Origin of the sequence: Pseudanabaena sp. UWO311 (assembly GCF_006937785.1) — a bacterium.
Classification (GTDB): Bacteria; Cyanobacteriota; Cyanobacteriia; order Pseudanabaenales; family Pseudanabaenaceae; genus Pseudanabaena.
On the sequence record NZ_SJEE01000005.1, the window covers coordinates 104,223 to 116,439 of the forward strand.

Sequence of the window (12,217 nt, forward strand, 5' to 3'; positions counted from 1 at the left end):
CCGATAAAATAAATTGGTATGATCGTTAAAATGCGATCGCTAGATATTAAGGAGTAAAAAATGAAACCCAACACCTTAAATAAGGCAATTACCATCAATGCCGAAATTCAGCACGGTAAACCAGTACTCAAAGGAACAAGAATCCCCGTAGCAATTATCATTGGCTCCCTTGCAGGAGGAATGACCTATGAAGAAGTTATCCAAGAATATGCAGTTACACAGCAACAAATCCTTGCATCATTGGCATATTTTGCCGAACTCCTAAATCAGGAAACAATCTATCCAATGGAGCAAGCTAGTTGAAGGTAAGATTTCTGGTTGATGAGGATTGCCCATTGAGCTTAGAGAAGTTACTCAATAGCAGAGGTTATGACACCATTCATGTGAAGACTTCTGGGTTGAGCGGCACAAAAGATCCTGAATTATTTATATTTGCTCAAGAACAACAGCGAATCATCATAAGCCGAGATCTTGGTTGGGCAAACATCAAAAACTATCCACCAAATTCCCATTGTGGCTTGATTATCTTACGATTTCCATTTGAAGCAATTGCGATGGAAATTCGCCAAGTAGTAGAACAATTTATTGATCTTGTTAATATTTCAGAAATAGTTGGTGCAACTGTAATCGTAGACAAAAACAAATTTAGAATCAGAAAATCTGTCATTGCCGATGATTGAACCCAAACTTTTTTGAGTCATGGTGTTTTCTGCGATCGCATTTCACGCATGATAAACCGATAAAATAGATCGGAAGGAAGTTTATCGTTATTTTCCGTAAACTAAGTTTCTCCAATCATTAGCGATCGCATATCGCCATATTTACAGCGCGATCTCTCAACTGAGTTCCATGTAACATGAGTAATAAATAAATCAGAAAAACTATGATTATTGATTTTGCCTCTAGTTTGGCGGAGTATTTGACAAAGCAAAACTTACAGCACTTGATTTTGCATGTCACCAACAATTGTAATTTTCGTTGCGATCATTGCTTTATTGATTTCTCTCCCAAACGAGATATGGCACTTGCTCAGTATCAAGACTTAGCAAAGCAAGTAGGAAAACTTTTTTGGTTAGATATTGCAGGTGGTGAGCCTTTCTTAAGACTTGATCTTGCCGAAATAATTGCCGCTTTTGACTTCAAGGTTGTGCAAATTCCGTCTAATGGTTCGCTATGCGATCGCATGGTAGATCAGCTTCAGAAACTAAAGCAACTTACCAAAGCCGAAATTACGATTTCGTTGAGCGTCGATGGACTAGAAGAAACCCACGATCGCATTCGTCACCAGAAAGGAAGTTGGCAGCAGATATGGAAAACTTTGGAAGCTATCAAGGCACTAGGAGGAATCTCGGTCAAGATTAATTCTGTTTTAAATGCCGAGAATGCCCATGAAATCATTGACCTCATGAAGGTGGTGCGCCAATATGAGCCAGATTTCCATTCGATTATTCTATTGCGTGGTGATCCGATGAATCCATCCCTAGGATTGCCAACTATGGCAGAATTACATAGACTAGCGCCAGCAATTTTTGAGATTTTAGAAACCTACGACTACGGCAGAAACAAAGTCGCTGCAAGAATTCTTCGCAACTATCATCGATATTTATGGAAGACTTCATTACAAACAATTGAGCGACAAACACAGGTGATTCCCTGCTTAGCAGGACTTGCGCATCAAGTTGTGTGGGGAGATGGCAGAGTATCTCCCTGCGAGATGCTAGATCCTGTGGGGAGTCTACAGACTCAGACCCTGAAGGAGATTACTAGTAGCCCAGCATGGCAACAGCAGCTAGAGGATATCAAAGCCAAAAAATGCCACTGTACCCATAACTGCGCTATGTTCGATAGTATCTTTTTCAATCCTGCTAATTTCCCCCATTTAGCTGTGGGTTCGACTGTATGAATGCTTCCAATCAGTTTGATGCCAAATGTTGTATTGTCATTCCTTACAAAGACAACAGTCATATTTTGGCTAGATGTTTGACTTCGGTATTGTCAAGTGCTCCTGTAACAACATTGATTGTTGTTGTCGATGATGGTTCTCAAGTCTCAGGCAAAGACGATCGCAATCTTACTGACTTTCTTAGCGATCGCCGTTTACATTTGCTCCAACATATAGAGAATCTAGGTGCTGGTGCTGCGCGAAATACAGCGATTCAATGGTGTGACGAACAGGGGGTTGAGATTGTCATCTTACTTGACAGTGATTGTTCGGTGACAACAGGCTTTGTGGAAACTCATTGTTCTCTTCATACCCAATATCCTGAAGTTGCCGTATTTGGGGGCGCAGTTCGTGGAGTCGGTGCTGGAATTTGGGCAGACTTAGATAACTTGATGTCTTGGTTTACTTCTATTCCTAATGCACCTTTGCGAGATGTTGACGGGCTCTATCATATCCCGACCACAAATATGAGCTTAAAACTGAAAGCGTTAAGCCAAGAGATACCGCTGTTTGATGCTCATTTAAGAACAGGTGAAGATGTACAGTTTGTGCAACGACTCAGACGTAATGGATATAAGCTGAAGTTCTCGCCTCAACCAGAAATCAGTCATTACGATCGCCAAAGTTTTGCTGATTTTCTGGCACATCAGTATCGTTGGGGACTGCATACATTTATTCTAAGATTCCCTCAGTTTCAGCATCATAAGTTGGCTCGATTTCTGTTAATTATTCTATTCGTCTTGCTCCTACCAGTTTTTGCGATCGCGGCAAGCATAATTACGATCTTGCCTTGGTTAAGGCAGTCTCTAAAATATTGGTGGTATTTCCCGATGATCCTTTGTGTTTATCTATATAAAGGCTTGGCGGTTATTGCTGGCACTTATAATCCTCAGCTTGCTACTAATCAAAAGAAGTTTTAAAAAATGCCGCGAAGCGGCATTTTTTAAAACTTCTTTTTTGGACTAGAAAGTCAACACTGTCCGAATTGCGTCGCCTCTGTGCATCATCGCAAATGCTTCATTGATTTCCTCAATCGGCATTACATTTGTAATCAAGCTATCGATATCGATTTTGCCTTCCATATACCAATCGACAATTTTAGGAACATCTGTACGTCCCTTTGCGCCACCAAAGGCTGTGCCTTTCCAGACACGACCTGTAACTAATTGAAATGGACGAGTGCTAATTTCTTGTCCTGCACCTGCGACACCGACAATTACGCTCACTCCCCAACCTTTATGACAGCATTCGAGAGCTTGGCGCATAGTTTGGGTTCTGCCGATGCATTCAAAGGTGTAGTCTGCGCCACCTTTAGTGAGATCGACAAGATAGGGAACAAGATCGCCTTCTACTTCTAAAGGATTCACGAAATGGGTCATGCCCATTTTTTCAGCGAGGGCGCGTTTTTTGGGATTAATGTCTACGCCGACGATCATGTTTGCTCCGACCATCCGACATGCTTGGATCACGTTTAAGCCAATGCCTCCTAGCCCAAATATAACGACATTGGAACCAACTTCGACTTTGGCGGTGTTAATGACTGCGCCGATGCCAGTGGTGACTCCGCAGCCGATGTAGCAGACCTTCTCGAAAGGTGCATCATCGCGGATTTTGGCTAGGGCGATTTCAGGGAGAACGGTATAGTTCGCAAAGGTGGAGGTTCCCATATAATGATGAATTTTTTCGCCATTAATGGAGAAGCGACTGGTTCCATCGGGCATTAAACCTTGACCTTGGGTGACGCGAATTGCTTGACAGAGGTTGGTTTTACCACTGAGGCAGTAGGAGCAGTTGCGACATTCGGGGGTGTAGAGAGGAATGACGCGATCGCCTGCTTTGAGAGATGTGACACCTGCGCCGACTTCGACGACGACACCTGCGCCTTCATGTCCGAGGATGGCGGGAAATAGTCCTTCGGGGTCATCGCCTGAGAGGGTGAATGCGTCGGTGTGACAGACTCCTGTGGCTTTGATCTCGACGAGGACTTCTCCTGCTCTGGGGTGATCTAGTTGGACTGTCTCAATTTTGAGGGGGTGTCCTGCGGCGAAGGCGACTGCGGCTTTTACGTCCATGAATCTTGTTGTGTCCCTGAGTTTATGGCTGACGATGTATTTGAAATTATATCGCGATCGCCTTTTAGCTGCGATCGCCAATGCCTAGACCTGCGACTTTTAGTTTGTACACTCACTCAAAGATGGATCTTGATAATCCTGATTGTCTAATGATCGATTGAAGTGTGCCAATTTTTACCTCTGCATAGTTAGGGACTGGGACTGTAATTGTAGAATCATCAATCTTCTTTTGCATGATGATATGACTACCTCGTTGCCTAACTTGTGTGAATCCATGCTCAGATAGGATTTGACATACTTGTTTTGCAGAGAGGACTCGTAATTTACCCAATGGCAACCTCGATCTGCGTCACATAAATTTCTGAATACATCCTTGTTAGAATTTCTTGGGGGCTTGCCATTTCAAAGAATAGCTCGATCGCTTCGATCAGGTTTTTTCTGGCTTCTTCTACTGAGTCGCCTTGGCTGGCGATATCTATCTGTGGGCAAAGGGATACATAGCCGTTGTCTTCTCGCTCAATAATGCAGGTTAGTTGTTTGAGTTGTTTCATTATTAAAGTCCTAATCTAATTTTATTGCTATTATATCCTGATGTCTAACAAGACGTAGATCTTCGATTTTGTGTGTGACGGAATTTCAAATAGAAAGAACTGTAGGGGCAAAGCATTCCCGCCGTAATCTATCAATTTGTAAGAGCGCTTTATTTTGGGAATGCTTTGCCATTAACCTTGCAATGTGGGGATGATTTATCGCTGAAGGTGGGGAGGATAACGCAGGGACAAGCGATCGCTGAAAGCGGAGATCGTAGTATTTGCGGATTAAGTTTGCCTGAGAAGGATACAGATCTCCGACTTTTTGGATGATGGAGAAAGGTGATCTGTAATTACACAGAAAAAGTCGGAGATCTCGCCCCCTCACAATTTAACCGAAATCTAATTTTTTCCTTTTCCCTTTTTACTTGTCACAAAGTTTTCTATCGCTCTCAGAAACATCGGGATTAGTAATGAGATAGGGGCGTAATCGCGCACAGGCACTATCTAGCATTTCGTCTAGGGTTTGGATGCGCCATAGTTTGACGATAGAAGGATTATCTATAGGAATTGTGGCAATAAATTGGAAGTCTTCTCGCATAATTCCATAACCTTGATATTCAGCAATTTGTCTACCCTGTAAATCCCAAATCCGATTAGTTCCATCACCGCCACTAGTTGCTATTCTTTTGCCTTCAGGAGAAAGTACCATACTCAAAACATCACCTTGATGCGCTTGCAATTTCGCTATCTCATTTCCCTCTAAATCGAAAATTCGTACTGTTCCGTCACTACCAAGGGTCGTAATTCTTTTGTTTTCGGGAGAAACCATCTCTTTTGAAATAGATTTTTGCTGTATTTGCAGTTGTGTTTGCTCTTTACCTTCTAAATCCCAAACTATCCTGATTCCATTACTACCACGGGTTGTAATTCTTTTATTCTCGGGAGAAACTATCTCTTTTGAAATAGATTCTTGCTGTATTCGCAGTTGTGTTTGCTCTTTGCCTTCTAAATCCCAAACCCTCGTGATTCCGTCACTACCGATGGTCGAGATCTTTTGGTTGTCAGGAGAAAATACCATGTTCAAAAAGTATCCTTGATACCTCTTCAGTTTTGCAATTTCTTTACCATCTAAATCCCAAATTCGCGCTGTCCCATCACTGCTACTAGTAGCAAGTCTATTGCCTTCAGGTGAAAATATGATACTTAAAACAGATCCTTGATGTCCCTTCAGTTTTGCAATTTCTTTACCATCTAAATCCCAAATTCGTGCTGTCCTGTCACTACTACTAGTAGCGAGTCTATTGCCTTCAGGTGAAAATATGACACTCAAAACCGACCCTTGATGTCCCTTCAGTTGTAAAATTTCTTTGCCATCTAAATCCCAAATTCGCGCTGTCCCATCACTGCTACTAGTTACAATTCTCTCGCCTTTAGGTGAAAATGTCATACTCAAAACAGCCCCTTGATATCCCTTGAGTTTTACTTGCTCTTTGCTGTCCAAATCCCAAATTTGCAGTGTTCCATCATTGCCTTTAGCGGCGATTCTTTTACCTTCAGGTGAAAATGCCACGCTCGAAATAGCTACTTGATGTCCCTTCAGTTTTGAAATTTCTTTGCCCTCTAAATCCCAAATTCGCACTGTTCCGTCACTGTCACTAGTGGCAAGTCTTTTGCCATCAAAAGAAAATGCCACACTCCCAAAATCCCATTGTCCTTTTAGTTTTACAATCTCTTTGCCATCTAAATCCCAAATCAGTGCAGTTCCTTTACCACTATTAGCAGCAAGCCTTTTGCTGTCGGGCGAAAACACCATACTTCCATAAGCTGGTTGTTCTTGCAATTTCGCAATTTCTTTGCCATCTAAATCCCAAATCCGCATTATTCCGTCACTTCCGCGGGTTGCAAGTCTTTTGCCATTGGGAGAAAATACCACACTCAAAAGATCCTGTGGATGTATTTGTAATTTCGTAATTTCTTTGCCATCTAAATCCCAAATCCTCACGATTCCACCGCCACAAGTTGCAAGTCTTTTACTATTGGGAGCAAATACCACGCTATTTGCTCGAAATTGCAATCGCTCTCGTCCATCTCTCAAAATCAATTGCAACACACTAAGAGGACTCACAGAAGGATATTGATCGATTTGTTGCGAATCTTTAATAAGTGTTTTGAGTAGTTTTGCAGATCTCACCGCAGGCAGCAATGCTTGAAATTCTTGGGTTTTAAAAAGTCTTTCTGCTTCAGCACTTTGCTTTTCAATTTGAGTAATTGCTAAAGCTTCCTGTGAATCTTGAAAGGTTTTAACAGCATAAATGCCAATCACTATAGCCGCCACAGAAGCAATTCCCAAAAAAATCGAAGCGATCCAAATCCGTTGTTTCGCCTTGCGATTTGCCACTGCATAGATATCCTTCTCTCGTTCCGCCAACTCCCGCCGCTTCCGTTCTTCCAGAAACTTCTCCATCATAATCATCTCAACACGATACTTCTTGCGAATAAAGCTAACCAAATAATCATGAATCAACTGAAAGCGATCATCAGGCGAACTACTCACCCGAAAAGCAAGCCCAGAACCAACGAGAACAGCTAGCACCAGCGAGAGATTTTCAGCTTCGTTGAGAGGTTCGATCCCCCTGCCTTCGGCTTCCCCCTTAGAAAGGGGGACTGAGTTATCTATACTTCCTAAAGTATCCAAAGCCCCCCTTTGCAAGGGGGGTAGGGGGGATCGAAACCCCAAACCATTACCAGAAACCTCACCCAACAACTCCAACGCCAACTCCGCTTGCGTCTTTTGCGGACGCTTCTCCTCATTCCCCGTCAACGCATACAACACCCTCTCCGCCAACTCCTTATTCCCCCCCCCACAATCCCGCACCACATTCTCCAACCACCGCTCCACCAAAACCTCACTCGGCTTACGATGCATATCACCCGTCAATGCCAGATACTCGCGCAGATTCGCGATCGGCGGAACCTCCGACTCCAACTGCGCCCCCACCACCTGCAACTCAATCGGCAAAATTCGCAACTGCTCACCACTCAAATCCGTCACGAGGCGATCGATCAACTCAGGCTCCAAACGTAACTGCGATCGCCTAGTCAACGCCTCAATCACCTGTCGCGCCTGATCCTGCGTAAAATCCCCCAAATAGTACCGCACCTGCTTACCGAGAATATCATTCTCCACTTTTTCCAAATCCACAGCCCGATCGCATTCCAACAAATAATGCAGATAGTCCTCCCGCAGCGACAACACCACCCGCACAAAATCCGTATGCAAACAAGCCTTCAGGAACTTGTAAAATGGCAAGCGATCGCGAAAATCTTCTTTCTTAAAAAAGAAATCCTCAAACTGATCGAATATCAATACCGTCAAATAATTCTCATCAATATTACGTTTAAAATGATGAATTGGGTCGAGATCGGGACGGCGATCGCCAAAATATTTTTGTAACTTGTGTTTAACTTCTGCACTCCAATCTTTGTAATTTTTAATCGCAAAAACTAACACCTTGCGCCCATCAATTGTTCCCTTTGTGCGTAACGCAGGAACCAATCCACCACTAAGGATCGAACTTTTCCCTGCCCCTGAATCGCCATGAATCACCGTCAAAGGATATCGCGCCTGACCAATGCGATCGACCAACTTCTCCACATCCAGCATCCGCCCCGAAGCCTCAATCTCTTGTGCGATCTTGTCGGACTGTTCCGCAACATTCGCATACATATCGAAATTAGTTCTTTCCCGCTTTGGATTCAAAGTCCCCGCACCGATGAAAGCCCTTAGCCCATACTGTTGCTCCACCGATCGCTGATGTTGCTTAGTTTCAAAAGCTTCCAAATACAGCCCCGACGCAGTGTAAAGCGATCGCAACTCCTCCAAAACCGACACATAGATCTGCGCGTCATAGGGATGTTGCTCACGGAGCCAGCGATCGCGCACACCCTCTAATCTCGCGATCGCACCTTGGCGCTCGCCCAATCCCTCCAAAGCTTGTGCCAACCAAAGCTCATATTTGGCATAGCCATAGCGCCGCGAAGGCGCAAGGTTAGACAATTGCAGTACTTCCCCTTGGGCATATAACGCTAGTGCCGATTCCGCCGATTCCTTTGCCGCCCGATAGTCCTGTTGCATCAACTTCACTGACGCAAGAATCCCGCGATCGTGGGATTCGCGCAGGAGATTGGGATAGATTTGATGGAGAGATAATGCTTCATTGACGAGAGATTCTAATCCCTCAGCCCCACTGGGGCTGAGGGCTAATAACTCCTCCCATGTCGCAGTCAAGAAATTGATATACAAAGCCATCAATTCCCCCCGTTGCAGGTTCCGAAAAATATCTATACTTTCCGCTAAATACTGCTGAGAAGTTGCATAAAAAGGCTGCTTTTGGTAGCGCTCACGCATCGCCAAACTGCGATCGCACATTCCCAATTGCAATAGACATGTCGCCTGTTTAAGCTGATTCCCTAAGTGTCGCCAAAAAGCTAAACTTCTCTCAAATAAGGCTTTTGCCTTTTCGATCCCTCCCTCATTCATCGCCATACAGCCAAATGCAAAGTCTAAACCTGCCCTTAACTCATCGCTAACCTCAATTGCTTGACCCTCTAATTCTGCGATCGCCGTAATTAGTTCAAACTGTTGTAAACTCGCATTCCAATCCCCCAAACCTTGAGATTGTAAATAGCGATCAAATATCGCTTCTATGGAATCTTGCACCAGCAACCTTAGCTCCATCGCCTCAAGCTGAAAGGCGATCGCCCCCGCCGTAGTCCAATTAGCCAGATCGCTTGCTTCACGAGTCAGAATATCCTGAGTGCGATCGTTCAGCCACAGCACCATCGGAAATTCTAAACAATTGGCAAATTCCTCTCGTACTCGATTTGCCGATTTCAAAACCGCTTCGATTTCCGTAACTGCATCCAATCCCAACACCATTAACACCTTGGGCTTCTGCTCAGTTGGCAATTGATGCACCTCGCCCATCAATTCCTGAATTGGTGCAAGTAAAGTCTTAGCGTCAGGTTTCAGTTCAAGTATGGCGATCGCAGCTTCTGGCAAATTATTTTCTGCTAATTGCGATCGCAAGTCATGCAATACGCGCTCCTGCAATACGCGATAGTTACATAAAGCGATCGACAATGAAAATCCCTGCGATCGCGTCACAATTCTCGTCAATCGACGTAATGCATCGCGATTATTCTCTGCAATTATATCGGTGCGATCGCTCATCAAACTTTCCTCTAATCATCCAAAATTGGATTTACATCAAACCAACTATCACCTTGATATTCATACTCAAACACAAACTGGCTCTTGATCAGCGTCTGATACTCCGACTCACCTCTTACCTTCTTATCCTGTTTTACTTTTGCAATTAGTTCCCATTCATCTTCAGTAATTGTTTTGATTTTATTATTCCGTTCCTTAGCGATGATGCTCTCGACCAACTTAGCCGTAATCGGTGGATCGTCCTGCTCCAAACAACCATACAGTAATCGAAATAAATTACGAACGTGACCACCACTAGCTTGACATAGGCGATCGAGAGTTTTAGGAGAATCAAATACTTTGTTCACAAATTCACTATTAATCCGTTGGACGGAATTAACTTTTGGGAATGCCCTCGCCATCACAATTTGTCTGAGTAGCGCCATTCCTGCCTCGCACTCACTGCCATCCTGCAACCTTGCAGGAACCATCGGCAAAGTCTTAATATCAGTTCCAAACCGACTCGTCACGATCGCAGCATCATTAGAAAAAGTCAGCAACAATGGAACTGTGTAAACTACATGGCAATCCAGCCCCCGCAATTGATCGCCTCGTTCGACAAACAAATATCCAGCCCTTGACTGCTCCTTCAGATCGATGCGATTTTCAATGCGATCGAGGTTATCTACAATCACCACTAAACCATTCAGCCCCTTAGCTTTCAGTTTTTCCTTCGCAGGAGCGAGTAACTCCTTATTAATCGAATTAATAATGCTATTGGTTCGTGATTCCAATCTTTCGCGCATTTGCCGACGCAAGGACGGGCTATTCTTTGCTTGAGCCGTAATCTCGGCAATCCCTACTGACAGCTTAAAATTTGCGCTCAGATCGAGCTTGGTTTGCAAAATATCCTTCAGCTCGCCAAATAATTTCTTGAAATATTCTGGGATGATATTAATCCCTTCCTTTTCTAAACCATTACTGAGTTGTCCTGCGATCGCTAACAAAATATCACTCGCATCAACATCGCTCAGTTCTAACTGGCGATCACATTCAAAATACGCAACATGAAATTTTTTCTCGGTCAGTTCATGCTTCAGCCGCAAAAGCTCCGTCGATTTGCCGCAGCCGATATGTCCAGTAAATAACTGACAGGTTGACTCATCGGGTGAAATCCGCACAATCTTGCGAGATAAACTCTCAATTAACTTTTCCCCACGCACCGTCGAGAGGTCAACATAATAGCTGCGATCCTCTTCATTACTAGAATCAAGAGGATGCGTCGGGTTGCAAGCCTTATAAAATCGCGAAAGTTCAAGATCCATAGTCGGATTTTAGGATGAGGATGAGCCATATCAAGTGCTGCCTATCCTAATATAGCGGATGCAATACCAATTCACGAAAGTGTGCTAACACTTTTGTGAATTAAAAACCAAACCCAGTAAGGGTTTTATAGCTGTCGCCATTCTTGTTAGGACATAAAACCCAAATAGTGTGAGGCGGCGCTTCGCGCTGCCTCACACTATTTGGGTTTTGATTTGTCCTGATACAGGTGGCTATAGCTATAAAAGTACAAAATGACAAAGCCATTTTGTGTTTTTGTCTAAACCAGCCTATGAAAAATCGCCAATCCCCATAGATGTTAGGACTTACGCAAATAAACCAAGAACTCAAGTTCTTGGCTCAAAGCTCAAGTCCACTGAAGTGGACTACAGAATAGTTTAAATTAACCCGTTTCAACGGGTTTGAGCTTTTAGCCCGCACTTGAGTGCAGGGCTATGTAAGTCCTAATGTTATACTTTGACTTCAGCTTTCGGTTTTAGTGAGGAGCAGTCACTGAAAGTAATGGGGAAAGATTGGTGCAAATCCAACGCTGTCCCGCAACTGTGATTTTCTGTTGAAAAGCAGAAAGAGTCAGAACGCCCACCGAAGCTCATTTCAAATCCATAAATCTACATCTACGAGGTAATAGATGAAGTTAAAAGATAGCGACTGGCAAGGCAATTTTGGCTATTGGCAAAAAAGCTTTATTCACGCAAACCTAATGATGATCGGCTATTCGGCATGGCAAGGCTTTTTGCAGCATGGTCGCGGAGTCGTAGTTTGTGATATTGATCGCAGTGCGATCGCCCCTAGCAACACGGGTTTAGAGGTTACTCCATTTAAAGCGCAATTTATTGCCGAACAAGAGTTGGTCAAATCGATTCAAGCTTTTTCCCTAGACCAAGATTTGATCACAGTTCTTGTACATGCAGTTGGTAACTACGCCCCAGCCCAAGAACTTGTTCTGCTCATGAAAATGGAACAGCATCTCGAAATAAATCTATTCCAAAATCTAAAAATCTTTCCGCCCGACTGTTACGAGCAAGTCAGCCGCCGTTGGGAAGAGTTTCAACCTTCCTTGGAAACATACATTCGATAATACTTACCCCACCTTAGCCCAGCCCTTGCAAAAGCG

General features: G+C 43.7%; 10 protein-coding genes and 1 riboswitch. Of the genes, 5 read left to right on the top strand and 5 right to left on the bottom strand.

The features are described 5' to 3' along the window. Positions 1 to 60: 60 nt before the first annotated feature. The 4 genes from PseudUWO311_RS06295 (at position 61) to PseudUWO311_RS06310 (ending at position 2,862) form a co-directional block, all read left to right on the top strand. Positions 61 to 303 carry a DUF433 domain-containing protein gene (locus PseudUWO311_RS06295; RefSeq protein WP_142654349.1) on the top strand — a complete coding sequence of 81 codons (243 nt, stop codon included), beginning with the start codon at positions 61 to 63 and terminating at the stop codon, positions 301 to 303. Next, positions 300 to 680: a DUF5615 family PIN-like protein gene (locus tag PseudUWO311_RS06300; protein ID WP_142654350.1), complete on the top strand. Its 381-nt coding sequence runs from the start codon at positions 300 to 302 to the stop codon at positions 678 to 680. Before PseudUWO311_RS06295 ends, PseudUWO311_RS06300 begins: the two co-directional genes overlap by 4 nt. Before the next feature lie 203 nt (positions 681 to 883). Next, the gene (locus tag PseudUWO311_RS06305) at positions 884 to 1,903 is read left to right on the top strand and encodes a radical SAM protein (protein WP_142654351.1); all 1,020 of its coding nucleotides are present in this window, start codon (positions 884 to 886) and stop codon (positions 1,901 to 1,903) included. Beyond that, entirely contained in the window at positions 1,900 to 2,862 is a 963-nt protein-coding gene (locus tag PseudUWO311_RS06310) for a glycosyltransferase family 2 protein (protein WP_142654352.1), read from the top strand. The genes PseudUWO311_RS06305 and PseudUWO311_RS06310 overlap by 4 nt, the downstream gene beginning before the upstream one ends. 42 nt (positions 2,863 to 2,904) lie before the next feature. Here the strand turns inward: PseudUWO311_RS06310 and PseudUWO311_RS06315 are convergent, their stop codons facing one another. From PseudUWO311_RS06315 to PseudUWO311_RS06335, 5 genes are all read right to left on the bottom strand, one after another. Further along, positions 2,905 to 4,014, bottom strand: coding sequence for an S-(hydroxymethyl)glutathione dehydrogenase/class III alcohol dehydrogenase (locus tag PseudUWO311_RS06315; protein ID WP_142654353.1), 1,110 nt, complete (start codon positions 4,012 to 4,014; stop codon positions 2,905 to 2,907). Positions 4,015 to 4,126: 112 nt separating this feature from the next. After that, positions 4,127 to 4,345, bottom strand: coding sequence for a type II toxin-antitoxin system HicA family toxin (locus tag PseudUWO311_RS24835; RefSeq protein WP_142654354.1), 219 nt, complete (start codon positions 4,343 to 4,345; stop codon positions 4,127 to 4,129). After that, a complete protein-coding gene (locus PseudUWO311_RS06325; RefSeq protein ID WP_142654355.1) occupies positions 4,338 to 4,565 on the bottom strand; it encodes a type II toxin-antitoxin system HicB family antitoxin in 228 nt (75 codons plus the stop codon). The genes PseudUWO311_RS24835 and PseudUWO311_RS06325 overlap by 8 nt, the downstream gene beginning before the upstream one ends. A gap of 403 nt (positions 4,566 to 4,968) precedes the next feature. Then, positions 4,969 to 9,780, bottom strand: coding sequence for a WD40 repeat domain-containing protein (locus PseudUWO311_RS06330; protein ID WP_142654356.1), 4,812 nt, complete (start codon positions 9,778 to 9,780; stop codon positions 4,969 to 4,971). An 11-nt stretch (positions 9,781 to 9,791) separates the two neighbouring features. Further along, positions 9,792 to 11,084 carry a P-loop NTPase fold protein gene (locus PseudUWO311_RS06335; protein ID WP_142654357.1) on the bottom strand — a complete coding sequence of 431 codons (1,293 nt, stop codon included), beginning with the start codon at positions 11,082 to 11,084 and terminating at the stop codon, positions 9,792 to 9,794. Positions 11,085 to 11,556: 472 nt separating this feature from the next. After that, a riboswitch (cobalamin riboswitch) is annotated at positions 11,557 to 11,705 on the top strand. A 26-nt stretch (positions 11,706 to 11,731) separates the two neighbouring features. Here PseudUWO311_RS06335 and PseudUWO311_RS06340 point away from each other — a divergent pair. After that, complete coding sequence (locus PseudUWO311_RS06340; RefSeq protein WP_142654358.1) at positions 11,732 to 12,181, top strand: hypothetical protein; 450 nt, start codon at positions 11,732 to 11,734, stop codon at positions 12,179 to 12,181. The last annotated feature ends 36 nt before the right edge of the window (positions 12,182 to 12,217 follow it).